Here is a 24,572-nt window from a genome sequence, read left to right as displayed (position 1 = left end):
CACCGGAAGGCCGTTCCCCGTGCCGATACATGAGGTGACGCGTTGCCACAGCTCACGTTGGCCTTCGCGGCCACCCCGTGCCGAGCGCGTTCCGGGACCCTCTCCTTCGGTCATGCCCACAGACCCGCACCACCGCGCGATCAGAAAGGTGACGATGGAATCCCCGGCACAGACCTCACGTCAGGAAGCCCGGCGCACAGCCGAGGTGAACGAGTTCGTGGTCGCGTTCTACGAACGCACCCTCGCACGTGCCGACTTCAGCCCGGCCGGGATCGCCGAGGAGCTGGGCGTCCCCCGGCAGCGCGCCGAGCAGGCGGTCGGCGTGCTGCGTGAGCTGCGTCTGGTCAAGCCGGCGGAAGGCGGAGCGGACCGCTTCGTCGCGGTCAGTCCCGAGGCCGCCCAGATGGAGCTGCTGGTCCCCCTGGAGCGGGAGATCCTCGACAGCCGCCACCGACTCGAAGGCTTCAAGGGGCAGTTGAGCTCCTTCGTGTCGGCCTTCGAGAAGCAGTCCAGGAGCCGGGCGGAACCGGTGGTGATCACCGAGGACCGCGAGGAGATCGAACTGCGCCTCCTGGAGGCCGCCCAGGGCTGCACCACCGAGGTCCTCGTGATGCAGCCCTGCGTGGCCCGCGAGACCAGCGAACTGCGGCTGGCCCGGCCGCTCGTCCTGGAGGCGGTCCGGCGCGGTGCGCAGGGCCGGATCCTCTACCCCCACACCGCCCGCGGCGACTCCGACACCCGCGCGCACCTCGGCGAACTCCTCCCCGCGGGTGGGCAGGTGCGCACCACCAACGAGGTGCGCGACCGCTTCCTGGTTTTCGACCGGAGGACGGCCTTCATTCCGGCCGGCGAGGGCGAGGCCATCGCCGTCGTCTACGACGGGGCGGTCGCGGCCTTCCTGGCCGGGCTGCACGCCCGGGTCTGGGAGTCCGCGTTCGACTTCGACTCCGGCGCGGCCGGCTACGCGGGGACGATGGGGGACCTGAAGGCGACCCTGCTCGACCTGCTGGCCTCCGGCGCCAAGGACGAGGTGATCGCGCGCCGCGTGGGCATGTCCGAGCGGACCCTCCGCCGCCATGTGGCCACGATCATGCAGGACCTGTCGGCCTCCAGCCGCTTCCAGGCCGGTGTGCTCGCCGCCCGGACCGGTCTGGTCGACACGGCCCTGCGGGGTGCCGCATGAGCCGCTACGACCGGCTCGCGTACACCTCGTCGGTGCGCAGGGTCCAGGAGGAGATGGGCAGCGCCACGGCGACCGACCGCCGGCTGCGGGAGCCGGCAGGGGAGGCCGAGCCGCTCACCGCGGCGGCGGCGTCCTTCATCCAGGGCCTCGACGGCTTCCTGTTCGCGAGCGTCGGCGAGACCGGATGGCCGTACATCCAGTTCCGGGGCGGCCCGCCGGGGTTCGTCCACGTCCTGGACGAGCACACCCTCGGCTATCTGGACGTCCGGGGAAACCGGCAGTACATCACCACCGGCAACGTCCGGGGCAACGACCGGATCGCGCTCTTCTTCATCGACCACGCCCGCCAGACCCGCCTGAAGCTCTTCGGCCGCGCCACCGCCGTGTCGGTCGACGAGGCCGTCGGACAGGGCGGCGTGGCCGCCGAGCTCGTCGAGCGGCTGGGCGCGCACCGTACCGAGGGCACGGTCGAGCAGCTCGTCACCATCCGGGTCGAGGCCTTCGCCTGGAACTGCCCCAACCACATCACGCCCCGGTTCACCCGGGCCGAGGTCTCCGACGCCATGGCGCCGGTCCTGGACCGTCTCGCCCGCCTGGAGCAGGAGAACGCCGCCCTGCGCGCGGAACTGTCCGACCGGCCCTGAGAGCGCCCTGCCGACCGGTCCGGGGAGCGCCCTGCCGACCGGTCCGGGCAGCGTTCCGCCGGCTGGCCACACCATCCGCTGACCGAATTCGGCAGCCGGTTCCGGTCCTTGAGAGAACCTCGAGTCGGAATCCATTCTGGATTCAGCGAAGAGCCCTCGAAGCGGACGGAGACATCGCGCGATGGTCAGCGAAGTGATCGACCGAAACGATCGGTTCCGGGGAATCCTGGACCGGCTCGCCACGAAGTCGATCGACGACTACTACAACCCGTACCGGCTGTTCGAGTGGCCGGACCGACTGCCCGAGGACATGTGGTGGATGAGCCCCGAGCTCACCACCACGTACGGGACGGAATGGGCCGAGAAGCTCAGTCCGCAGCAGCTTCACACGCTTTCCAAGCACGAGAGCATCAATTTCTACAGCCTCAATGTGCACGGTATCCGGGAACTGCTCATCGAGGTGGTCGCCCGGATTCACACCGCCGGTTTTGAAACGCCTTCGGAGTTCTTCCACCATTTCATCGGTGAGGAGAACGAGCACATGTGGTTCTTTGCCGAATTCTGCCTGCGCTACGGCAAGAAGATCTACAAGCAGCCGGCCGGCGGCGCCGAGGTGGCCGGCTCCTCGGCCAAGGTCCAGAGCCTGCTGGTGTTCACCCGCATCCTGATCTTCGAGGAGCTGGTCGACCACTTCAACTCGCTGATGGCCGAGGACGAGCGCCTGCACGAGACCATCCGCGGCATCAACCGGATCCACCACCAGGACGAGTCGCGGCACATCGCCTTCGGCCGCGAACTGGTCGGCCTGCTCCACCAGGACCTCAAGGAGACGGCCACCGAGCAGGAGCTGGACGAGATCTCCGCCTACCTGCGCCGCTACCTGAAGCACAGCTTCGACTCGCTCTACCACCCGCAGGTCTACCGCGACGCCGGCCTGGAGAACCCGCACGAGCTGCGTCGGTCCCTCATGGAGTCGCCGGCCCGTGCCGAGGCCGAGCAGCGCACCTTCCGCAAGACCGCCAAGTACCTCGAGAAGACGGGACTCATCCGATGAACCGCCTGACCGGGAGTGACGGCGCGCCCGCACTCGCCATCCTCGGGCCGCCGGCCACCCGGCTCGTCAAGGAGCTGGACCGGGTCTTCACCGGGTGGGGCACCGAGGACGGCGCCGAGGAGATCAGCGCCCCGCCGCTCTTCCCGGTGACCGACCTGGAGAAGTTCGACGTCTACACCAACTTCCCCCAGCTCGCCTGGGTGGCGGGCTCGCTCGACCTGACCAGAGATCAGTTCAAGCCGGTGGACGGTCGGTTCGGGCCCGGCGCGGTGACCGAGGCGCGGTACGGGCTGCCGCACGCCACCTGCTACGGCGCCTACCTCTTCCACGAGGGTCACCAGGTCGCCGACGACACCCTGGTGACCCTGGTCAACCGCTGCTTCCGCAACGAGGACCACTACGGCGGCCTGCGCCGCCTCGCCAGCTTCCAGATGCGCGAGATCGTCGCCATCGGCAGCTTCGAGCACACCCAGCAGGTGCTGGCCCGCTTCACCGAGCGGATCCGGTCCTTCGCCGGCACGCTCGGGATCGACCTGGGCAAGGTGCCGGCCGGCGACCCGTTCTTCAAGAACGACAACGGCCGCGCGCTGCTGCAGAAGCTCAGCCCGGTCAAGTACGAGTTCCAGTACGGCGACCTGGCCATCGCCTCCGTCAACACCCACCGCAACTTCTTCGGCGAGCGGTGCGGCATCCGGCTGGAGTCCGGCGAGCACGCCTACACCTCCTGCGTGGCCTTCGGGCTCGAACGCTGGATCGCCGTTCTGACCGAGCACTTCGGCGAGGACCTCGACGCCGCGCTGACCGCCGTACGCGCAGCAGAGCCCGCAGCAGCGCCCGCAGCAGCGGCAGCAGCGGCGGCAGCCCCGGTGGCAGCAGCCCCCGCAGCCGTTCCGTCGTGAGCCTGCCCCTGATCGGCGTCGACCTCGTGCCGATCTCGCGGGTCGGCGAACTCCTCGATCCCGGGATCGGGCCGCTGCTCAGGAAGTACCTCTCCGCAGAGGAACTGACCGTCTCCCGGACCCCGGACGGCGCACCCGACCAGGCCAGGATCGCCGGCCGGCTGGCCGCCAAGGAGGCCGTCTTCAAGCTCCTCGGCGCCGTCGGAAGGCCCGTCCCCTGGCAGGGCATCGAGGTCCTGCGCGGTCCCGGAGGGCGGCCCGGGATCCGGCTCTCCGGCAGAGCGGCCGAGCTGGCCCGCGACGCCGGGCTCGGCCCGATCGACGTGAGCATCAGCCACGACGCCGGCTTCGCGATCGCGGTCGCGACCTCTTCCTCCGCCCTTCCCGCCACTTCTCCCGACCACCCCCACTCTCAGCAGTCAGCGACTCCGAAGGGAATGCCATGAGTTCCGCAGGTATCGACAAGGTCCGGGACTGGATCCTCGGCCGTCACCCCGAGCGCACCGAGCTCGCCGCCGACGTCGACCTCATCGAGAGCCGTCTCGTCGACTCGCTCGCCTTCGTCGAGCTCGTCTACACGATCGAGGACGCCGCGGGCGTCGAGATCGACTTCGACAACATCGACATCGAGGACTTCCAGACCCTCGCGACCATCGAGAAGGCGTTCTTCGCCTGATCCCGAGGAGGGATCTTCACCATGGATGCAGTCTCGTACACCGCGCAGTGGATGGCCGCCGCCCGCTCCATCGAGTCCGAGCGGGAGGACGCGCTCTTCGTCGACCCGCTGGCCAAGGACCTCGCCGCGCCCCGCGGCTTCGAGCTGATCGAGCGCTACGACGGCGGCGGCCTGCTGCCCTTCATCTCCATCCGGACCCGGTTCCTGGACGACGCCATCAAGGACGTCCTCGCCGAGGGCGGCATCCAGCAGGTCGTGCTGATCGCGGCGGGCATGGACACCCGGGCGTTCCGCCTCGACTGGCCGGAGGCCACCCGGGTCTTCGAGGTCGACCACGCCCTCCTGATCGCGGAGAAGCGTCGCCGCCTCGACGCCCTCGGGGCCGAGCCGCGCGTCGACAGGCGTGAGGTCTCCGCCGACCTCACCCAGGAGTGGATGCCCGACCTGGAGGCCGCCGGCTTCGACCGCACCCGCCCGACCCTGTGGGTCGCGGAGGCGCTGACCTTCTTCCTCACCGAGGAGCAGGCCGCCGGACTGCTCCAGCTGCTCGCCTCCGCCTCGGCGCCCGGCAGCCACCTGGCATTCGACATCCTCGGCCGCGCCCTGCTGCGCAGCCCCTTCTCGAAGCGCTGGCTGGACACCCTCGCCGCCGACGGCACGCCGTGGATCTTCGGCACGGACGAGCCCGAGGAGTTCCTGACGGCGAACGGCTGGAAGACCACCGACCTGCGCGAGCCCGGCCAGCCCGGCGCCGGCGAGGGCCGCTGGCCGTACGACGTCCAGCCGAGGGACCGCCGGGGCGCCAACCGGCTGTGGCTGATCCGCGCCGAGATGGCGACGGCCTGATGGCTCGGCCGACCACGGACCGGCGGATCACCCTGGAGCGGATCGAGTCGTACCTGCCCGAGCGCAGCGTACGGATCGAGGAGCTGGGCGAGCGGCTCGGTCTGCGCCGGGCGGAGCTGGGGGTGTTCCGGAAGTTCTACGGCCTGGACACCCTCCGCTTCGACCCCGAGCTGCCGCTGCTCGACCTGCTGCGGCCCGCCGCGCGCGGAGCCCTGGCCGCCCTCCCCGAGGGCGGCCGGGTGGACTACCTGGCCTACGCCCACACCACCCAGGCCGTGGCCCCGGCCGATGTGGACATCGCCCAGGCCGTCGGCGAGGACCTCGGTCTCACCGGCACCGGCACCGAGGCCTTCGGCCTCAGCCACCAGGCCTGTGTCAGCAGCCTGGGCGCCATCGAGGTCCTCGGCGAACTGCTGCGGGCGGAGGGCGCCGAGGGCGCGTACGCCCTGATGGTCACCGGCGAGCAGGCGTACTCGCCGATCGTCCAGCACGTCCCCAACACCTCGATCATGGCCGACGCCGCCGCGTCCTGCCTGATCACGCTGGACGGCGAGGGCGATGTCGTCCGCTCCTTCGCCACCCGGACCCTGGGCGAGTACGCCCAGTGGCTGGAGCTGACCGCCGAGCAGAACACGCAGTTCGGGGAGCAGTACGGCAGCCGGATCGCCGAGGTGATCCACCAGGCCGTGGCGGAGGCGGGGCTGACGCTCGACGACGTCGACCTGGTGATCCCGCACAACGTCAACAAGCTGGCCTGGCGGCAGACCATCAAGGAGCTGGAGGTGGCGCCGGAGAAGGTCTTCCTGGACAACGTCCCGCGCTACAGCCACACCTTCGCCTCGGACGTCTTCGTCAACTACACGACCCTGCGGGACGAGGGCCGCCTCGTGGACGGCGCTCACTACCTGCTGGTCTCCGTCGGTCTGGGCGCCACCTTCGGCGCGATGGTGATCACCCACCGTGCGGGGGGCGAGGAGTGATGGAGCGTCAGGAGATCCTGCTCGTCATCGAGAAGGCGCTCAGCGAGGTCCTGGAGCGGCCGGTCAGCGGGCTCACCGAGGAGACCGCGCTCTTCGACGAGCTCCAGCTCGAATCCATCGCCGTACTGGGGCTCCTCATGACCGTCGAGGAGGCGACCGGCATCGCGGTCGACCCGGACGAGCTCGACATCGACCACCTGCGGACCATGCGGTCCTTCGCCGACTACGTCGAGGCCGCACTCCGCGAAGCAGAGGGGACGTCATGAGCGGACTCGCCGTCCGGGCCGCCGCCGCGGTGCGCTCGCCGGAGGGCCGGGCCCCCGAGGACCGGCCGGACGCGCTGGACTACTTCCGCGACCTGCTCACTCCCTTCGGCGAGAAGCCGGACGAGGAGCTGTTGAGCCGCGGCGCGCACGTCCAGCACCGGGACCTCGCGGACCTGCTCGTCGCCGACGAGGGCGTCGGCCGGAGCAGGCCGGAGCTGCTGATCGTCACCCACGCTCTGCCGGACGTGGTGCCGTTCACCGCCGTCGCGCCGCACATGACCGGTCGACTCGGCGGCCGGGCGGCCAACTTCGCGATCGGCCAGCAGGGTCTGGCCGCGCCCTTCACCGCGCTGCGGATCGCCTCGGCGTACCACCGCTCGGGGCGGGCCGCGGAGGTGGTGATCGCGGTGCTCGAACAGACCACGCTGCCGACGTCCTTCCCGCTGGTCCAGGAGACCCCGCTGATCGACTCGGCGGCGGCGCTGGTCCTCGGTGCCGGCGCGGGTGCCGGTGCCGATGACGGTGGCGGCGCCGGGGACGGTGCCGGTGCCGGTGACGAGGACGGTCTGCGGTTCGTACGGGCCCACTCGGCCGCCTCGGCGGCGGAGGCGCTCGGCGCGGGCGCCCTGGGCCGGGGCCCCGGCGAGGACGGCACCCTCCTCGTCCTCGGCCCCTGGGTCACCGAGGACCTCCCGGAGCGCTCCGCGACGCACCGAGTGGCCCCGGGCAGCTACTGCACCAGCCTCTGGCTGGCGCTGGCCGACCACTGGCAGGAGTGGCGGGAGAGCCACCGGCGGATCGTCCTGTGCGACACGGACCCCCGCACCGGCCGCAGCCACGTGGCGGTCTTCGCCCGCGGCGAGGGATAACACCCCACCCGCGCGGCCCTCGGGGAGAGCCCGTCCACCACGCCCCCGCCGTGGTGGACGGGCTCGCCCCGGTCGCCCGTACGGCACGGCTTTCGACAGACACCGGCCGTACGGCACGGCTTTCGACAGACACCGGCCGTACGGCACGGCTTTCGACAGACACCGGCCGTACGGCACGGCTTTCGACAGACACCGGCCGTACGGCACGGCTTTCGACAGACACCGGCTGTACGGCACGGCTTTCGACAGACATCGCGCAAGGCAACCGAACCGAACCGAAGGGAAGGTGGAACACGATGACCACGGCTGAGACGCGGACCATCAGGCTGGACTCCGCGAGGGCCGGCACCGGCCCGGCGACCTGGGGGCAGCGGGCCATCTGGGGCGTCGTCACCCGGCTCGGCGACGACGCGCCCCGCTACAACGTGCCGGTCGACCTCCCCGTCACCCCGCCCCGCCCCGCGTCCCGCGTCCTCGCGGACGTGACGGAGCTGCTCCTGCTCCACGACAGCCTGCACACCCGCTTCCTGCCGGACGGCGAGGACGGACTGCGGCAGGTCGTGGACGGCAGCGGCGAGCTTCCGGTGGAGACCCGTACGTGCTCCGCCGACCGGGCCGCCGAGACCGGAGCCGCCCTGAAGGGGGAGCTCGCCGGGCGTTCCTTCGACCACACCCGGGAATGGCCCCTGCGGGTCGGCCTGGTCGAGTGCGAGGGCCTGGTCCACCGGCTGGTGCTGGTCGGCGCGCACACCGGGATGGACTACTGGGGCCTCGGCCGGCTCCTTCGCGACCTGGAGTCGGTCGAGTCGGGGGAGACCGCCGCCTCGCTGCGCCAGGCGCGCCCCTCGCTCCAGCCGCTGGACGCCGCCGAGGTCCAGGCCTCGCCGCTCGGCCGCCGCCGGGACGAGGCGGCCCGCCGCTACTGGTGCGAGCAGCTGACCGCGGGACCCCGGCAGATCTTCCGGGAGCCCGCGGCGCCGGAGCTCGCGGACGACCCGAACCGGATGTTCCCGAACGCGCTGCTGCGCTCGCCCGCGCTGGCGGTCGCCGTCGGGCGGGTGGCGGCGGAGCTGGAGGTGAGCGACGCCGCGGTGCTGCTCGGTGCGGCCGCCCACCAACTGGCCAGGATGTCGGGGAGCAGCGACGTGCTCTTCCAGGTGGTCGTGGGCAACCGCTTCCAGCCGGCCGCCGCAGCGGCGGTCAGCACGGTCGCGCAGGAGGCCCTCTTCCGGCTGACGGACGCGGACCGGGACTTCGAGGACGCGGTGCGGCGGACGCGGTCCGTCGCCTTCAGCGCCTTCCGCCACGCCGCGTACGACAAGTGGGCGCTGGACCGGGAGGTGGCGCCGCTGGTCGAGAAGGGCGAGGCCGCCGACCACTCGTACTGGTGGAACGACACCCGCGACCCGGGCGTCGGGCCCTTCGACGGCGGCGAGCGGCCGAAGGCCCCGCTGAGCGAGCTGATCGGCCGGACCGAGCTGAGCTGGCCGACGGAGTTCCTGCCCCGCAAGAACGTCTCGATGGCCGTGGACGTGCTGACCGCCCCGGGCGCCCTGGACCTCGCCATGACCGCCGACCCGGCCGTCCTCGACCGCGACGGCATGGAGCGGTTCCTGCGCGGGGTCGAGCGGCTGATCGTCGCCGAGGCGATAGCGCTGGGGGACTGATGACGCAGACGTACGCGGGAATCGCCTGGACCGACGAGGGCTACCGGGTCGAGGTGCTGGACGGCGAGGGGCGCCGGGTCGTGGAGCCGAGCCGCTGGAGCGGCGCCCAGTGTCGCGAACTCATCGCCTGGCTGCGGGACTTCGACGGCGGGCGGCCTCCGGCCGTGGTCCTGGAGAGCACCAACGGCCTGCTCGACGGGCCGATGACGGCGGCCGGCCTGGAGGTCTACCGCGCGGATCCGTGGCTGCTGCCGCCGCGGCCGGGCTTCGGCTCCGTCCCGGCCGGGCTGCTGGCGGAGCGGGCCAGGACCGCGCCCGGCGAGCTGGCCCGGGTCACGGCCGAGGGCGGCACCCTGACCGGCCGTGCCGAGGAGTACTTCGCCGGGGTGAAGCGCGGCGAGCCGATCGTGGCCGAGCTGACGGCGAGCGGGCGCTGCTTCGAGCGCGGCCGCCGGGACGACCCCCGGGTCGCGCTCACCTTCGACGACGGGCCCGATCCGGTCTTCACCCGGCAGGTCCTGGACATCCTGGACCGCTACGGAGCCCGGGCGACGTTCTTCTGCGTCGGGCACCACGTCGCGGCGCTGCCCGATCTCGTACGCCGGACCGCCGCCGCCGGCCACGAGCTGGGCAACCACTCCTGGTCGCACCCCTACCTGCCCGACCTCACCCCGGAGCAGCTGCGCGAGCAGCTCGACCGGACGGCGGAGACCGTGGCCAAGGTGACGGGCGAGGAGGCCCCGACCCGCTTCCGGCCGCCGTACGGGGCGCTGAGCCCCGAGGTGCTGGCCGCGCTGGAGGGGTATCCGACGAGGCTGACGATGTGGGACGTGGACACCCGGGACTGGGCGAGGCCGGGGCCGGAGCGGATCGCCGCGACCGTCCTGGAGTCCGCGGGCCCGGGCTCGGTGGTGCTGATGCACGAGGGCGCCGGCGACCGCTCCCAGACCGTGGCGGCCCTTCCGTCGATCGTCGAGGGCCTGCTCGAACGCGGCCTGGAGCCGGTCACGGTCGCGGAACTCGAAGACCACGCTCAACGATCGAAGGGTTGAACAGCCATGGAAGAACGTCTCGCCGAGCACACCGCGGCGGATGCGCCCCCGCCGACGAAGGACGGGCCCGACGGAGCCCCGCCCGGCTCGCCGTCCTCCGGGGAGCCGGCGATCTGGTCCCGTAACTTCCGGTACTACTTCACGGCCCGCAGCGCCGGTCTGCTCAGCTGGGCCATGCTGCCGGTCGCGGTCTCGGCCGGTCTGCTCGCCGGCGGGTACGGCCTGGACACCGCCGGGTACTCGATGGCCTTCCTGGTCGCTCCGTTCGCCGGCCTGGTGCTGTTCGGCGGGGTCCTCGCCGACCGGTTCACCGCCCGCCGCATGATGATCATCGCGGACCTGGCCAACCTCACCGCCCACGTCCTGCTGGCCCTCCTCTTCATCCACGGCATCGACCACCTCTGGCAGCTGTACGGGCTGCTGGTGGTCGCCGGCACGGCGAACGCGCTGTTCCAGCCGGGCGCCTCCTCCACGGTCCCGCTGGTCTCCCGGGACGTGCAGGGCGCCAACGGCGTGCTGCGCACCTCCGAGGCGATCACCGGCCTCGGCGGCCCGGCCCTGGCCGGCGCGCTGGTCGGCTTCGGGTCCACCGGCTGGGTGATGGTGATCTCCGCCGTCGCCTACGGGACCAGCGCGATCTGCCTGTTCGTGCTGCGCCTCGGTGTGGTGCCCGCCCCGCCGGCCGGCCAGAGCCTGTGGCGCAACCTGGCCGTCGGCTGGCAGGAGTTCACCTCCCGCAGCTGGCTCTGGGGGGTCATCCTGGTCTGGATGTTCTACGCGGTGCTCTCCTGGGGGCCGCAGCTGTCGGTGGCCGCCGGCGTCCTCGTGCCCGAGCACGGCGCGTCCGCCTTCGGTCTCATCAACGCCGCGCTGGGCGCCGGCACCGTCGCCGGCGGTCTCCTCGCGATCCGCTACAAGCCCCAACGGCCGCTCGCCGCCGGAGCCGTGGCGATGATGGCGTACCCGATCTACCCGCTCGGCATCGTCCTCGACTGGCCGGTCTGGCTCCTCGCCGTCGCCCAGGTCCTCGTCGGCGCCGGGATCGGCGTCTGGGGCGTCATGTGGGCCACCAGCGTGCAGACGCAGGTGCCGGGCGAGGTGCTGAACCGCGTCCACGCCTACGAGGTCGCCGGTTCCGTCGGCATGTACCCCATCGGCAGCGCCCTGGCCGGTCCCGCCGTCGGCGCGTTCGGCACGGACACCGTGCTCCTGGTGGGCGTGGTGGTCTCCTTCCTCACCGCCACCGCCCTCCTGGCCGCCCGTCCGATACGGACCCTCGAACGTGTCCCGGACCGCGTCTGAGCTGCCCCGGGCGGCGCCACCGGACGATCGGCGGGGGACGTGAGCGGACGATCCGCGCCGGACGCCCGGTCGCCGACGGAGGGCGTGCACTACCTGGTCCGCCGCGGCGACGAGGTCCTCGCCGAGCTGCCCGTCGCCGCGCCGGACCGGGCGACCGCCGCGGGACTCCCGCCCTGGCGCACCCTGGAGCACACCGCCTCGCGCACCCTCCTGCGGGCCCTGCTGCGGGAGATCGGCGAGGACCTCCGGGGCGGTCCGGTCGCCGCGCTCCCGAGCGGCCGGCCGTACCTCCCCGACCGGCCCGACCTGGGCGTGAGCCTCTCGCACTCCTCGGGCTGGGTCGCCGCCGCCGTCGCCGGGGACCGGGACGTCGGCGTCGACGTCCAGACCCCGCGTGCCGTCGGCGGCCGCCTGCTGCGGCTGTGCTGCGCGCCCGGCGACGCCGAGGCGCTGACCGCCCTGCCCGAGGAAGGCCGCAGAAGGGAGTTCGCCTGGATCTTCACCGTCCAGGAGGCCTGCGTGAAGGCCGTGGGCACGGGCTTCGCGGGCCGCCCCTGGACCGTCCCGGTGACGCTCGGGCAGCGAACGGGCGCCTGGGAGCAGGTCAGTTGGAGCGCCCCGCGCGAGGCGCAGGCGGTCCCGGCCTGCTGCGCCTGGACCGAACGGCGCGTCCAGGGCGGGACGTTCCGACAGGTGGGCGCCGCTGGCGGTGACGGGCTGTGAGCCCGTAGAACACCAGCAGCAACCGGTACGCGGAACGAGAGGGCATCATGAGCACCACCACAGAAGCCACCGCCGGCCCGACGGGCGACGGCGACCTGGCCGTCACCGAGCGGACCCGGCTGCGGCGCATGCGGGAGAAGGGCAGCCACCGGCGGGCCGATCTGGACGCCGTGCTCGCGGCGGGCTTCCTGTGCCACCTCGGGGTCCCGGTCGACGGGACGACGATGGTCGTGCCCACCGCGTACGGCGTGGACGGCGACCACCTCTACCTGCACGGCTCGGTCGCCAGCCGCAGCCTGGTCCAGGCCCCCGACACCACCGTCTGCGTCACGGTCACCCATGTCGACGGGCTGGTCCTCGCCCGCTCCGTCTTCGAGCACGGCGTCAACTACCGCTGTGCGATGGTCTACGGCATACCGCGGATCGTGACGGACCCGGAGGAGAAGCTGCGCGGGCTGCGGGCGCTCACCGAGCAGAGCTCGCCGGGTCAGTGGGAGTACGTGCGGCAGCCCAGCCGCAAGGAGCTCGCCGCGACCTCCGTCCTGGCGCTCGACCTCACCGAGGCCTCGGTGAAGACCCGCAGCGGCCCGCCGGACGACGGCGACTCCGAGGACGCGGCGCTCGGCCTGTGGGCGGGTGTCCTGCCCGTCGTGACCACCTTCGGCGAGCCGGTCACCGACCCCGTCCTGCCCGAGGACCTCGCCCCGCCGGCGCACGTCGCCTCGCGCGCGGGCCGGGTGCTGGGAGAGATCCCGGGGGAGTGAGCGTGGCCGGAGGCCCGGCCGGGCTCAGGGGGCGGTGTTGCTGTTCTCCGTCAGGGGCCGCACCGTGAGGCGGCCGAGGTGGCCCTCGTCCGCGAGGACGTCCACCGAGGTGATCCGGCCCTCCAGCACGGTGAAGGCGAAGACCGTGTCCGGCCGTCCTCCGCGTGTCAGGACCAGGCCCGCCGCCCCGTCCACCAGCGCCTGACGGGCCTCCCGGATCGGTCCGGCGAGGGCCAGGGCCACCGTCCCCGCCCCGTGCGCGGTCCGCATCCCGGCCCGTACGGCGGTGGGGTCGGCCCGCAGCGCCACGTCCGGGTCGAGGAGCGCGAGCAGCGCCTCGGAGTCCCCGTCCCGCGCGGCCGCCAGGAAGGCGGCGACGGTCTCCCGCTGGCGCGCCGGGTCGGGTTCCGGCATCTCCTCCGTGCCCCGCACCCGGTGCCGGGCCCGGGCGGCCAGCTGCCGGGCGGCGGCCGGGGTGCGCTCCAGGACCGGGGCGATCTCCTCGTACGGCACGTCGAAGAGGTCGTGGAGGACGAAGGCGAGCCGCTCGGGCGGGGTGAGCGCCTCCAGGGCCGCCAGGAGGGCGGGATCCGGTGGGCCGGTCGGGGTGGTGCCCGGCCCGGGCCGCTCCGCCGGGGTGTCCCACGGATCCCAGGGGTCCCAGGGGGCCGTCCGGTGGGTCTCGCGGGCCCGGAGCCGCTCCAGACAGATCCGGGCCAGCGTGTCGAGCGGCCGTCCGCCGACGGTGGCTAGGCGCTCCGACTCCCGCAGCGCCTCGTCCACCGCCTCGCCGGCCTCGTCGGCCGAGCCGAGCATCCGGTACGCCACGGCCTCCAGGCGGGAGCGGCCGGCGAGGGCGTCGTCGTCATCCACGGGTGATGACCTCCGTGAGGGTGGGGGCGTCAGTCGCCGTGTCCGGTGCCTCCGCTGCCGAAGCCTCCGCTGGAGATGCCGCCCCACTTGCGCTTCTCCTCGCTCGGCGGGTCCGTCGAGGTCTCGGTGCCGCCGGACTTCTTGAGCTGGTACGGCATGAGGCGGTGCTCACCGTCGGTGTGCGGCATCTCCTCGGGCCTGCGGTATTCGGACATCTCGCCGGGCAGCTGGTCGGTCTCCGGCCGGTGTGGCTGCTCCTCCGGCTTGGGCGTGTCGGATTCGCGGTCACGGATCCGGTAGCCGAGCCAGAACGCGCCGATGAGTATGGCGACGAGAACGATCCCGCCGAGTACCTGTCCGAGGCCTGACTGCCAAACCCCAGCGGCCAGGACCTCTGCTGCGCTGAGAGTGTTCATACTTCAGGATTACCCGATTCCGCTTCTTCGGACCCGTCGGGCGGGGAACCCTTCGAAGATTTCTGAAACATTCCCGCGCCCTCGTCGCGTCAATGAGGTGTACGGCGACCACGCCACGTGACCGCGAGGGAAAGGAGGGGCATGAGAAAGTCCCGCGCGGACGAGTTCCTGGAGTTCGCCTCCGCACGCACGGGGCACCTGTTCCGGTCCGCATGCCTGCTGACCAGCGGCGACACCCATCTCGCCGAGGACCTCACACAGGAGACGCTCGGCCGGATGTACGCCATGTGGGGCCGCATGGCACGGATCGGCAACCCCGCCGCGTACGCCCAGACCGTGCTCGTCCGCACGTTCCTCAGCCACCAGAGGCGCCGCTCCGCCACCGAGCGCCCCCTCGGCGAGCTGCCCGACCGCGCACCCGAGAACGGCGAGGACCCGGCACTCCGGATCGCGCTGCTCGACGCGCTGGCCGGACTCGCGCCCAAGGACCGGGCGGTCGTGGTGCTGCGGTACTGGGAGGACCGCAGCATCGAGGAGACCGCCGACGCCCTGCACGTCAGCTCGGCGGCGGTCCGCACCCGCTCCGTAAGGGCGTTGGCCAAGCTGCGGCAACGGCTCGGCGGCAGCATCGCCGAGTTCGCCACCCGCTGACCTGCACCCCGCAGGGCCCATCCATCAGACTTCTTTTCACCCACGGACCGGAGACGGTGATCTCGGCATGCCTCTGAACGAAGGTTCCCCGCACGACGACGCCCCGCGCGAGGGCTTCGAGGAAGAGCTCGGCGCGGTCCTGCGCAGCACGGGCGAAGGCTTCTCCGTCGAAGGACGGCGCGAGCTCGTCTCGGGCGGACTCACCCGCGGCCGGCGCCGCCTGGTGCGCCGCCGCCTCGCGGTGACCGGCGGCGCCCTCGCGCTCGCCGCCGTCGGCATCGGCGGCGTGTACGGCGGCTCGCTGCTCGGCACCGGCGGGGCGTCGACGTCCGCCGGCGTGGCCGGGTCCCCCAAGCCCGCTCCGGGGGACAAGGTCGGCTCGGCCGAGGGCGTGGGTCCGGCCGAGGCGCAGATCCCGGTCAAGGACATCGCGGCCGTCATCCAGGCCAACACCCCGTCCGGGCAGTGGCAGTTCGAGAACCCGGAGGGCAAGGGCCAGTCGGCCCTCGGGATCTACGACGACGGTGGCGGCAAGGCCGCCGTCTCCGTCGGCCTCTACCGCTCGGCGGGCGGTGACGGCGAGGCCGGCGCGGGCCAGGTCGAGTGCCCGAGCAAGGTCCACGTCCCCTTCGACAAGTGCACCAGTGGCACGCTGCCGGGCGGCGACCGGCTCATGGTCATCCAGGGGTACGAATACCCCGACAAGCGCGAGGACACCAAGAACTGGCGGGCGGTCCTGCTCACCAAGGACGGCTTCCTGGTCGACGCGAGCGAGTGGAACGCCCCCGCCCAGAAGGGCGCCGAGGTCACCCGTGAGAACCCGCCCTTCACCGCGACCCAGCTGAAGGCCCTCGTCACGGCCGACGGCTGGCGCCCGCTGCTCAAGCAGCTGCCCAAGCTCCCGAAGACGGACACCCCCGCGGGGGCGATGCCCGGGGAGACCGGCGGCCCCGAGATCCAGTCCACCATGCGCTCGCTCCTGCCCAAGGGCCTGCGCGTGACGGACAGGGACGGGGACTACGGCTACGGCTTCCTGGTCGTCGACGACGGCAAGGGCAAGAGCCTCTTCGAGATCAACGTCCAGCCGAGGATGGGCGACGTGGCCCACCAGCTCTACGGCAGCGGGGACGTCACCACCCTGCCCGACGGCCGCAGGGTGAAGGTCACCCAGGGGACCGCCGAGAAGGGCGGCTCCGGTGTCGTCTCGTGGACCGTCGACACCATGACGGCCGACGGCTTCCGGGTCGTCGTCTCCTCCCTCAACGCAGGGGGGCACCGCCAGGACGCCACGCGCGCCGAGCCCGCGCTGACGATCGAGCAGCTCAAGACGATCGCGCTGAGCCCGAAGTGGCTGAAGGCGCCCAAGAACTAACACCAGGACCAACGGGGGCGTGCACCGGGGAGTGCACGGGGGAGCGAGGGGTGGTGGGCGGCGGCCCGCCACCCCTCCTCTTCTGTCTACTTGGCGTCCGCGTACCGTCCTCTTCTGTCTACTTGGCGTCCGCGTACCGCTCGACCGTCGCCGTCGTGAACGGGAACCGCACCGGCGTCTCCCCGAACGCGATCCGCCCCGCCTCGTCCCCGGCCGCTCTGATCGCGGCCGTGACCGCCTCCGCCTCCTCCGCCGGGCAGTGCACGATCACCTCGTCGTGCTGGAAGAAGACCAGCTCCGCCCGCATCCCCCCGAGGGAGCGCCGCAGCGCCGCCAGCATCAGCAGCGCCCAGTCGGCGGCGCTTCCCTGCACGACGAAGTTACGGGTGAACCGGCCCCGCGCCCGGGCGTTCCCGGAGGCGTACCCAGGGACGAACTCGCCCTCCGACGCCACCGGTTCGCCGCTCTCCTGGGGCAGCCCGGCCTCCTCGTCGTCGCCCGCGCCGACCGCCCGCGGGCTGGTCCTGCCGAGCCAGGTCCGGACGAGCCGCCCCTCCTCGCCCGCCTTGGCCGCGTCGTCCACATAGGCCACCGCGCGCGGGAAGCGGCGCCGCAGCGCCGCCAGGTTCTTCAGGCCGTCGCCGCTCGTCTGCCCGTAGATCGCGCCGAGCAGCGCGATCTTGGCGTGGTCGCGGTCGCCGGAGAAGGCCCGGTCCGACAGGCGCGCGTACAGGTCGTCGGGGTGCCCCGCGACCTCCATCAGGCCCGGGTCCCGGGAGATCGCGGCGAGGACGCGCGGCTCCATCTGGTCGGCGTCCGCGACGACGAGCCGCCAGCCCTCGTCGGCGACCACGGCCCGCCGGATCACCTTCGGGATCTGCAGCGCCCCACCGCCGTTGGTCGTCCAGCGCCCGCTGACCGTGCCGCCCGGCAGGTACTCCGGCCGGAAGCGACCGTCCCGCACCCAGTCGGCCAGCCACGACCAGCCGTGCGCCGTCCAGATCCGGTACAGCTTCTTGTACGCGATCAGCGGCTGGACCGCCGGGTGGTCGACCTCCTCCAGCTCCCAGCGGCGGGTCGACTTCAGCCGGATGCCGGCCTGCTGGAAGGCCTTCACCACGTCGGCGGGCAGATCCGGGCGCACCCGGCGCCCGAAGGCCGCGGAGACCTCGTCCGCGAGCTCGGCGAGGCGGCGCGGCTCGCCCCCGCCCGCGTACCGCTCGCCGAGCAGCTCGTGCAGCAGGTCCCGGTGCACGTCGGCCCGCCACGGCAGCCCGGCACGGTGCATCTCTGCGGCGACCAGCATCCCCGCCGACTCGGCGGCCGTGAGCAGCCGCATCCTGCCCGGGTGCTCGGTCCGGTCGTGGCGGCGCAGCTGCTCCGCGTAGACCGCGAGGAGGCCCTCGAAGGGCACGGAGACGACGGGCCGCGGCTCGAAGAGCGAGTCCTGCGAACCGGGCTCGGCGCTGCGCTGCGGCGGGTCGGGCGGCACCGGGGCGTTCCGCAGGCGCGCCCAGGCCGCCGCCGCGGACCGGGGCTCGCCGAGCCGCCCCTCGTGCCCGAGGAGGAGCTGCTCGGCGTCCTCCACGTCGTAGCACCGCTCGACTCGCACGCCGGCGGCGAGCAGCCGGGGGTACACCTCGGCCGTCGACCGCCACACCCAGCGGGCCACCTCGGGGTGGGTGCGCACGGCGGCCACCAGGTCCGGCTCGCGCCGCACCTCCCCGGCGGGCAGCCCGTCCTGCCCGAGGGGCACGAGCAGCGCCCCGTCCCCCTCGGCCTCGGCGGCCAGCGCCCACCTCTCGCTCATGGGTGCGAGTCTGGCACCCGCCACTGACAGCGCCGGGTCACGACATCAGGCGAGCGTCACGCCGCCGCGTGGAAGAGCGTGGCGCCTCCCCCCGGAGGGCGCCTACGCCGCCGCGTAGAAGAGCGCGGCGCCTCCCCCCCCGGAGGGCGCCTACGCCGCCGCGTGGAAGAGCGTCGCGCCTCCCCCCCCCCGGAGGGCGCCTACGCCGCCGCGTGGAAGAGCGCGGCCGCCTCGCCGCGCGAGTCGACGCCCAGCTTGTTCAGGATGTTCGCGACGTGGAACTTCACCGTCGACTCGCTGATGTGCAGCTCCTCCGCGATCCGCCGGTTCCGGTGGCCGAGCGCAAGGTGCCGCAGCACCTCCACCTCCCGCTCGCCGAGCCCGGTCAGCGGGTGCGCCGCCTCGACCGGCGCCTCCGGGGTCGCGAGCGGGACCACCGCCGTGATCGTCGTGCCCCAGCCCGGCACCGCGTCCATGTCGAGCCGCCCGCCGAGCACGTCCAGCCGGTCGCGGATGCTGCCCGCCCCCAGGTCGCACGGGGCCAGGGCGCCCGCCCCGTCGTCCCGCACCGAGGCCCTCAGCTCGTGCTCGGTCAGCTGCCAGCCCACGTGGACCCGGCGCACGGAATCCTGCTCCAGGACGACCAGGAGCAGCGCGCGGACGATCGCCCGCGCGCTGTGCGCGACGTCCGCTGCGAGCGAGCGGTCCGAGTCCGGCGCGCCCAGGTCGAGCCGGACCGCGCTGTGCCGCAGCATCGGGCGCAGCTCGCCGGCGAGCCGCTCGAAGGCGTCCCGCGCGGGCTCCTCCGCGAGCGCCCGGTCCCGCCGCTGCTCGGCCCGCATCTCGATCAGGGCCGTGGCGGCCAGGTCGGTCGCGGTCGCCCGGGCCGTCGAGTCGTCGAGGGCGCGGCTGCGCAGCACCCCGAGGACCCCGGAGAGCGCGGCCGCGTGCGCGGTCGACAGCTCGGCGATGACCCGGGCCCGGGTGTCGGCGGCCGCGCGCGATCGAGCCAGGGCCCCGGGCATCGCCTCCGTGGCGAACCGGTCGAAGTGGCTGGTCACCAGGTTCCACAGGGCCTGCGCCACGGCCAGTTCGGGCGCTTGTGCCGGGGCGGCGCCGTCCTCCCGTACGAGCACGAGGACGGCCCCGCGCCGGGTCGCGTCGCTCTTCACGGCGACGGCCTCGCGCGCCCGGCCGCCGATCGTCGCGAGGCCCTGCCAGGGCTCCCCGGGGACGCCCGCGAGGAGCAGCGGCGTCAGTTCGGCGGAGGTCAGCAGCTCCGTACCGCCGAGGGCTTTGAAGGGGGAGTGGGCGCAGTGCGTGGAGAGTTCGGCGGCGTCCGCATGCGGGATCAGGGGGGCGAGGGCGGCGGAGACCTTGGGGAGGATCTCGCCGAGCGGCTGCCGGAGGATCTCGTACGCGGTGGTCAGGGTGAGCGCGTCCATGCGGTTCAGCGTACGGCGGGCGGGGACGGGTCCGGCCGGTCCTTCGGACAGGTGGGACTGGCCGTTGGGAGGGCGGGGCGAGGAAGGGGCGGGGCGCAGGCTGGAGCACGTCGAAGAAGGCGACGAGGAACGCGTCGAGCAATTCCATGAGCGGCGACTCTTCGAGGAACTCGACAAGCGGCGAACGATGTGAACAGGCAGCGCTGGAGGCTGAGATGGAAGCGATCGTGTACGAGGAGTTCGGCGGCCCCGAGGTGCTGCGCCACACGACCGGTGTCGCCGTGCCGGAGCCCGGCCCCGGCGAGGTCCGGGTCCGGGTGAAGGCCGTGGGCGTCAACCCGGTGGACTGGAAGCGGCGTTACGGCTGGGTCGAGGAGTTCTACCCGACGACCTTCCCCGCGGTCCCCGGCCTTGAGTTCGCCGGCACCGTCGACGCGCTCGGCGAAGGCGTCGAGGGCGCCGAAGGCTCCGGCGACGGCTTCCCCGGCCTGGCCGTCGGCGACGAGGTCATCGGCTGGACGAAGACCGGCGCCTACGCCGAGTACGCCATCGCCGGCATCATCGCGCCCAAGCCGGCCGAGCTCTCCTGGGAGGCCGCCGCGAGCCTGCCGGTGGCCGGGGAGACCGCCCAGCGGGTCCTGGACCTGATCGGCGTACGGGAGGGCGAGACGCTCTTCCTGCACGGGGCGGCGGGGGTCGTCGGCTCGGTGGCCGTCCAGCTCGCCGTGGCGGCCGGGATCACGGTCGTCGGCAGCGCCTCCGAGTCCAACCACGCCTACCTGCGGGAGCTCGGCGCGATCCCGGTGGCGTACGGGGAGGGGCTGGCCGAGCGGGTCAGGGCCGCCGCGCCGGACGGCGTCCACGCGGTCTTCGACGCGGCCGGCCACGGTGTGCTCCCGGTCGCGATCGAGCTCCTGGGCGGGGAGGGGGCCGCGGACAAGCGGCGGATCGCGACGATCGCGGCGACGGACGCGGCGGAGCACGGGATCGCCTTCTCGGGCGTCACGGCCGCCCCCGACGTCGTACGCGCCGGGCTCACCGCCCAGGCCCGGCAGGCGGTGGAGGGCACCCTCACGGTCCGGATCGCCGACACCCTCCCCCTGAAGGAGGCGGCCCGCGCGCAGGAACTGAGCGAATCCGGCCACATGCGCGGGAAGTTGGTCCTGCTCCCGTAGGTCCCGCGCCCGGCGGAGGGTGAGAAGATCCACCCCTTGTGTGGCTGGATCCGGCGACCGTGCAGTGGAAGGCGACGACGACGATGTACGCGATGTCCCTGGGTGACGACGGCGCGGAGCTGCGCCCGCTCGAACCGTGGCAGGCAGACGAGTTCCTGGCGCACATGGACCGGGGGCGGGAGTTCATCGGAGCCCGCAACGGCCTGCCCGACGTCGTGACCGACCTGGAGTCGAGCCGGGCCTTCCTCCGCGCGTACGCGGAGAAGGCGGCGGCCGACACGGGCCGCATCCACGGCATCTGGCTGGCCGACGGCACGCTCGTCGGCGCCGTGATCCTCCGGACGCTGGACACGAGGTCCGGCCGTGCCGAGGCGGGCTGCTGGCTGGAGCCCGCAGGGGCCGGCAAGGGCCTGGTGACCCGGGCGGCGCGGGCGCTGATCGACTGGGCGATCGAGGTGCGGGGCATCCGCCGGATGGAGTGGGTGGTCGCCGCCGGCAACGGGCCCAGCATCGCCGTCGCCAGACGCCTCGGCATGACCAGGGACGGCGTCCTGCGGGAGAGCTACGCCTACCGGGGCGCGCTGCACGACGAGGAGGTCTGGTCGGTCCTCGCGCGGGAGTGGCGGGAGGCGAAGAAGCCGACGGAGTCGGAGTCGGAGTCGGGGTCGGAGTGACGTCGTGGCGCGGTGACGTCGTGGCGCGGTGACGTCGTGACGCGGTGGGCCCCGCTCCACGCACGCGGCCCGGACCAGGGCCTGCTCGGGGGTCAGGCCCTGGTCCGGGCACGCGCGCGTGGCGGGCCGTCGACCCGCCACGCGCGTGCGTGGAGGGGCGGTGACCCGGCTCCGACCCTTGTCACCGCCCCGTCGTCCCACCATCGCCGCTCAGCGCGTGAGGCGCCACGCGGGGAGGGCCGACGCGGCGACCGCGACCGCCGCGCAGACCCCCGCGGCGGCGCCGACCGTGGCCCACGGGAGGACCAGGGCGACGGGGGCCGAGAGCGCGGCGAGGCCCGCGCCCAAGGTGCCGAGGACGGCCGCCGTCACCGCGAGGCCGAGCAGCGCCCCGATCGCGGTGGCGAGCACCGCCTCGCCCGTCACGACCCGCAGGATCTGGGCGCGGGTGGCGCCGGCCAGCCGGAGGGAGGCCAGTTCCCCGCCGCGTACGGACGTCGCCATGAGGAGCGTGTTGGCGAGCCCGATCACCGTGTAGACGAGCGCGATCCCGAGGACCAGGATCATCCCGAGCCGGGCCTGCGGGCCGCTCTCCGGATGGCCGGCCGCGGCCCACGCTCCGGCGGTCCTGACGGTCCCGCCGCTCGCCTCCAGGGCCCGCACCGTGGCCGCGCCGCCGCCGCTCGCATCGATCCGGTCGAGCGGGGCGCCGGGTGCGTTCGCCCGGGTGACGTACGGGCCGTTGTCGCCGGTCCCGAGCGCGAGGACGGCCACGACCCGGAGCCGTACGGGACCGCTCCCGTCGGCGCGCCAGATCTCGACGGTCTCGCCGATCCGGTGCCGCTCGAACTCCTCGTTGACGACGATCGACCGGTCGTCGAGGTCCCGCAGGTCCCCCGCGACGACGGGCAGCCGGGCCAGCTCCGCGAAGGCCGCCGGGTCGGCCACCGCCCGCGCCCCGTACTTGACGACGGCCTCGGCCCCGTCCCGTACGAAGAGGGAGGTCGACGCGGTGGGTGAGGCGACGGCCCCGTCCGGGAGGGCGGAAGGCCCGACCTCCTTCAAGTCCTCGCCGCTCACCACGTACTGAGCGGCCGTCTGCTCCCGCGCCTCGACGCCCCGCGTCCGTGTGACGCTCGCCGCCGAGCCGAAGAGCGTCCCGGCGAGCGCGACGGTGACGAGGACGGGCGCGGCGATGGCGGCGGTGCGGCGTACGGAGGCGGCGCTGTTCTCCCGTACGAGCGTCCCCACGGCCCCGCGCAGCCGCAGCAGCCGCGCGACGGGCCGCACCAGGAGCGGGGAGAGGAGCGCAACGCCGCCGACGAGGAGCATCGGCAAGGTCGTGTACGTCTTCCGCTTGAGCAGCTCCGACGGTTCGGTGGCGTACGTCCAGACGAGCAGCCCGAGCCCCGCGAGGAGCAGCCCCGCGCCGAAGAGTGCCCGGCCGGGCGGCAGGACGTCGGTGTCGACGTCCGCCTCGCGGAGCGCGGCCGTCGGGCCGACCTTCCCGGCCCGGCGGGAGGCGGCGACGGCCCCGGCGAGGGCGACGGTCAGGCCGGTCCAGAAGGCGAGGTGGAAGGGCCAGGCGGCGTCGCCGACCGCGAACCACTCGGGCGCCAGGTCGCCGTCCACGAGTGCCCGGGCCAGCAAGGGGGCGCCGGCGGCGCCGAGCGCGCAGCCGGTGGCGGAGGCGAGCACGCCGAGCGCCGTGGCCTCGGCGAGGAGCATCCGGCGGACCTGGCCGGGGGTGGCTCCGGCGGTGCGGAGGAGGCCGAACTCGCGTCGGCGCAGGGCGACGGCGAAGGCGAAGGTGGAGGCGACCACGAAGACGGAGACGAAGGCGGTGACGCCGCCGGTGGTGCCGAGGAGGGCGTTGAGTCCGACGAGGGCCTGGGCGGCCCGCTCGGGGTCGGGGTCGGCGTCGCGCCGCGCGTCGCCGGTGAGGACCCGGGCGCGGTCGCCGACCAGGGCCCGGACCTCGGCGGCGGGGGCGTCGAGGCCGACGGCGTCGGGGCCGCCGGAGGTGGTGAGGGGCCAGCGGGTGCGGAGCTCGCGCAGGAGTTCTCTGTCCACAGGCTGTGGACGGTCGAGCCGCTGCGACACGGGGACGGTGTCCGGCCCGCGCCGCACGTCGAGCGTCAGCCGGTCCTGGCCCTGGACGACGACCGGCGAGGAGGCGAACCGCTGGGGAGAACGCTCGGGCGCGTGGAAAGTGGCGGAGAGGCCGAGACCCATCGTGGTGAGCAGCCCGACGCCGAGGGCGAGGGCGAGGAATCCGCCGAGGAAGGAGGCCCAGCGGGCACGGAGACCGCAGAGGACGACGCTCAGCATGCCGGGCTCCCCACGGGCTCGCCGGAGCCACGGCGGGCATCCTCGGGTGCTTCGAGGCCCGCCATCCGGGCCGCGACCGACTCCACGGTCGGCGCGGCCAGTTCGCCCGCCAGGCGGCCGTCGACCAGGAACACCACCCGGTCCGCGCGGGCCGCCGCCACCGGGTCGTGGGTGACCATGACGATCGTCTGGCCGTCCTCGTCGACGAGCCGGCGCAGCATGGCCAGGACCTCGCGGCTCGTCGTCGAGTCGAGCGCGCCCGTCGGCTCGTCCCCGAAGAGGACGGCGGGTCTGGTGATCAACGCCCGGGCGATCGCGACCCGTTGTTGCTGCCCGCCGGAGAGCTCCCCCGGCCGGTGCCGCTCCCGCCCGGCGAGCCCGACGCGGGCGAGGGCCTCTCCCACCTCCGTACGAGAGGGGCGGCGGCCGGCGAGGCGGAGCGGCAGGGCGACGTTCTGTGCGGCCGTCAGGCTGGGCAGGAGGTTGAACGACTGGAAGACGAAGCCGATCCGGTCCCGCCGCAGCAGGGTCAGGCGCCGCTCGCTCAGCCCCTCCAGGGCCGTTCCGCCGACCTCCACGCTCCCGGCGGTGGGCCGGTCGAGCCCGGCCGCGCACTGGAGCAGCGTGGACTTGCCGGAGCCCGAGGGACCCATGACGGCGGTGAAGGTCCCGGCGGCGAAGTCGAGGTCGACGCCGTCGAGGGCGCGGACGTCGCGGTGGTGGCGGGCGAGGCCCCGGAGACGCACAGCTGCGGTGTTCGTGGCCGCGTTCGTGGTGCTGGTGCTGGTGCTGGTGCTGGTGCTGGTGCTGGTGCTGGTGGTCGTGGTCGCGGTCGTCCTCGTCTTCGTCATGGCTCAAGCGAACCGTTTCCGCCGCCACCGATCACGACCACTGCCGGGC

25 protein-coding genes are annotated in these 24,572 nt (G+C 73.5%); 19 read left to right on the top strand and 6 right to left on the bottom strand.

The window, feature by feature from the left end; translation table 11 throughout:
* Nucleotides 1–154 precede the first annotated feature (154 nt).
* The 15 genes from IE124_RS15100 (at nt 155) to IE124_RS15030 (ending at nt 12,925) form a co-directional block, all read left to right on the top strand.
* A complete protein-coding gene (locus IE124_RS15100) occupies nt 155–1,183 on the top strand; it encodes a LuxR C-terminal-related transcriptional regulator (protein ID WP_189508517.1) in 1,029 nt (342 codons plus the stop codon).
* Entirely contained in the window at nt 1,180–1,827 is a 648-nt protein-coding gene (locus IE124_RS15095) for a pyridoxamine 5'-phosphate oxidase family protein (protein WP_189508269.1), read from the top strand. Before IE124_RS15100 ends, IE124_RS15095 begins: the two co-directional genes overlap by 4 nt.
* Before the next feature lie 181 nt (nt 1,828–2,008).
* Nucleotides 2,009–2,881 carry a diiron oxygenase gene (locus tag IE124_RS15090; RefSeq protein ID WP_189508267.1) on the top strand — a complete coding sequence of 291 codons (873 nt, stop codon included), beginning with the start codon at nt 2,009–2,011 and terminating at the stop codon, nt 2,879–2,881.
* On the top strand, nt 2,878–3,780 hold the full coding sequence (locus IE124_RS15085; protein WP_189508266.1) for a class-II aminoacyl-tRNA synthetase family protein: 903 nt from the start codon (nt 2,878–2,880) through the stop codon (nt 3,778–3,780). The genes IE124_RS15090 and IE124_RS15085 overlap by 4 nt, the downstream gene beginning before the upstream one ends.
* The gene (locus IE124_RS15080) at nt 3,777–4,226 is read left to right on the top strand and encodes a holo-ACP synthase (RefSeq protein ID WP_189508264.1); all 450 of its coding nucleotides are present in this window, start codon (nt 3,777–3,779) and stop codon (nt 4,224–4,226) included. Before IE124_RS15085 ends, IE124_RS15080 begins: the two co-directional genes overlap by 4 nt.
* Nucleotides 4,223–4,456: a phosphopantetheine-binding protein gene (locus tag IE124_RS15075; RefSeq protein ID WP_024755837.1), complete on the top strand. Its 234-nt coding sequence runs from the start codon at nt 4,223–4,225 to the stop codon at nt 4,454–4,456. The genes IE124_RS15080 and IE124_RS15075 overlap by 4 nt, the downstream gene beginning before the upstream one ends.
* 21 nt (nt 4,457–4,477) lie before the next feature.
* Complete coding sequence (locus IE124_RS15070) at nt 4,478–5,302, top strand: class I SAM-dependent methyltransferase (RefSeq protein WP_189508263.1); 825 nt, start codon at nt 4,478–4,480, stop codon at nt 5,300–5,302.
* Complete coding sequence (locus tag IE124_RS15065; RefSeq protein ID WP_189508261.1) at nt 5,302–6,282, top strand: 3-oxoacyl-[acyl-carrier-protein] synthase III C-terminal domain-containing protein; 981 nt, start codon at nt 5,302–5,304, stop codon at nt 6,280–6,282. The genes IE124_RS15070 and IE124_RS15065 overlap by 1 nt, the downstream gene beginning before the upstream one ends.
* Nucleotides 6,282–6,548, top strand: coding sequence for an acyl carrier protein (locus tag IE124_RS15060; protein WP_055642736.1), 267 nt, complete (start codon nt 6,282–6,284; stop codon nt 6,546–6,548). The genes IE124_RS15065 and IE124_RS15060 overlap by 1 nt, the downstream gene beginning before the upstream one ends.
* On the top strand, nt 6,545–7,417 hold the full coding sequence (locus IE124_RS15055; RefSeq protein ID WP_189508259.1) for a hypothetical protein: 873 nt from the start codon (nt 6,545–6,547) through the stop codon (nt 7,415–7,417). The genes IE124_RS15060 and IE124_RS15055 overlap by 4 nt, the downstream gene beginning before the upstream one ends.
* 296 nt (nt 7,418–7,713) lie before the next feature.
* Nucleotides 7,714–9,084: a condensation domain-containing protein gene (locus tag IE124_RS15050; RefSeq protein WP_189508258.1), complete on the top strand. Its 1,371-nt coding sequence runs from the start codon at nt 7,714–7,716 to the stop codon at nt 9,082–9,084.
* Entirely contained in the window at nt 9,084–10,136 is a 1,053-nt protein-coding gene (locus tag IE124_RS15045; protein ID WP_189508257.1) for a polysaccharide deacetylase family protein, read from the top strand. The genes IE124_RS15050 and IE124_RS15045 overlap by 1 nt, the downstream gene beginning before the upstream one ends.
* Nucleotides 10,137–10,142: 6 nt before the next feature.
* Nucleotides 10,143–11,438, top strand: coding sequence for an MFS transporter (locus IE124_RS15040; protein WP_189508255.1), 1,296 nt, complete (start codon nt 10,143–10,145; stop codon nt 11,436–11,438).
* A gap of 39 nt (nt 11,439–11,477) precedes the next feature.
* Nucleotides 11,478–12,161 carry a 4'-phosphopantetheinyl transferase family protein gene (locus tag IE124_RS15035; RefSeq protein ID WP_229832476.1) on the top strand — a complete coding sequence of 228 codons (684 nt, stop codon included), beginning with the start codon at nt 11,478–11,480 and terminating at the stop codon, nt 12,159–12,161.
* Nucleotides 12,162–12,208: 47 nt separating this feature from the next.
* Nucleotides 12,209–12,925, top strand: coding sequence for a pyridoxamine 5'-phosphate oxidase family protein (locus IE124_RS15030; protein WP_189508254.1), 717 nt, complete (start codon nt 12,209–12,211; stop codon nt 12,923–12,925).
* Between the two features lie 24 nt (nt 12,926–12,949).
* Here the strand turns inward: IE124_RS15030 and IE124_RS15025 are convergent, their stop codons facing one another.
* Both IE124_RS15025 and IE124_RS15020 read right to left on the bottom strand, forming a co-directional pair.
* Nucleotides 12,950–13,798, bottom strand: coding sequence for a sigma factor-like helix-turn-helix DNA-binding protein (locus IE124_RS15025; protein WP_189508253.1), 849 nt, complete (start codon nt 13,796–13,798; stop codon nt 12,950–12,952).
* A 29-nt stretch (nt 13,799–13,827) separates the two neighbouring features.
* Nucleotides 13,828–14,214 (bottom strand): DUF6479 family protein, encoded by a 387-nt coding sequence (locus tag IE124_RS15020; RefSeq protein WP_189508252.1) that lies wholly within the window; start codon nt 14,212–14,214, stop codon nt 13,828–13,830.
* A gap of 141 nt (nt 14,215–14,355) precedes the next feature.
* On the opposite strand from IE124_RS15020, the gene IE124_RS15015 reads away from it, so the two are divergent.
* Complete coding sequence (locus IE124_RS15015) at nt 14,356–14,865, top strand: SigE family RNA polymerase sigma factor (protein WP_189508251.1); 510 nt, start codon at nt 14,356–14,358, stop codon at nt 14,863–14,865.
* Between the two features lie 67 nt (nt 14,866–14,932).
* Nucleotides 14,933–16,237, top strand: coding sequence for a hypothetical protein (locus tag IE124_RS15010; RefSeq protein ID WP_189508250.1), 1,305 nt, complete (start codon nt 14,933–14,935; stop codon nt 16,235–16,237).
* 118 nt (nt 16,238–16,355) lie between these two features.
* Here the strand turns inward: IE124_RS15010 and IE124_RS15005 are convergent, their stop codons facing one another.
* Together IE124_RS15005 and IE124_RS15000 are read right to left on the bottom strand one after the other, a co-directional pair.
* A complete protein-coding gene (locus tag IE124_RS15005) occupies nt 16,356–18,047 on the bottom strand; it encodes a bifunctional 3'-5' exonuclease/DNA polymerase (protein WP_189508249.1) in 1,692 nt (563 codons plus the stop codon).
* A 200-nt stretch (nt 18,048–18,247) separates the two neighbouring features.
* Nucleotides 18,248–19,492, bottom strand: a complete 1,245-nt coding sequence (locus IE124_RS15000; RefSeq protein ID WP_189508248.1) for a LuxR C-terminal-related transcriptional regulator — start codon at nt 19,490–19,492, stop codon at nt 18,248–18,250.
* A gap of 215 nt (nt 19,493–19,707) precedes the next feature.
* Here IE124_RS15000 and IE124_RS14995 point away from each other — a divergent pair, with 215 nt between their 5' ends.
* Together IE124_RS14995 and IE124_RS14990 are read left to right on the top strand one after the other, a co-directional pair.
* Nucleotides 19,708–20,667 carry an NADP-dependent oxidoreductase gene (locus tag IE124_RS14995; RefSeq protein WP_189508247.1) on the top strand — a complete coding sequence of 320 codons (960 nt, stop codon included), beginning with the start codon at nt 19,708–19,710 and terminating at the stop codon, nt 20,665–20,667.
* A gap of 83 nt (nt 20,668–20,750) precedes the next feature.
* Entirely contained in the window at nt 20,751–21,341 is a 591-nt protein-coding gene (locus IE124_RS14990) for a GNAT family N-acetyltransferase (protein ID WP_189508515.1), read from the top strand.
* 210 nt (nt 21,342–21,551) lie between these two features.
* Here IE124_RS14990 and IE124_RS14985 read toward each other — a convergent pair whose 3' ends face one another.
* Complete coding sequence (locus IE124_RS14985) at nt 21,552–23,672, bottom strand: FtsX-like permease family protein (protein ID WP_189508246.1); 2,121 nt, start codon at nt 23,670–23,672, stop codon at nt 21,552–21,554.
* Nucleotides 23,666–24,523, bottom strand: coding sequence for an ABC transporter ATP-binding protein (locus IE124_RS14980; protein ID WP_229832475.1), 858 nt, complete (start codon nt 24,521–24,523; stop codon nt 23,666–23,668). The genes IE124_RS14985 and IE124_RS14980 overlap by 7 nt, the downstream gene beginning before the upstream one ends.
* Nucleotides 24,524–24,572 lie beyond the last annotated feature (49 nt).

The sequence above is a fragment of the Streptomyces narbonensis genome (genome assembly GCF_014649015.1).
Classification (GTDB): domain Bacteria; phylum Actinomycetota; class Actinomycetes; order Streptomycetales; family Streptomycetaceae; genus Streptomyces; species Streptomyces narbonensis.
Note: the sequence above shows the minus strand (reverse complement) of the source record. Positions and strands in the feature narration are given on the sequence as shown.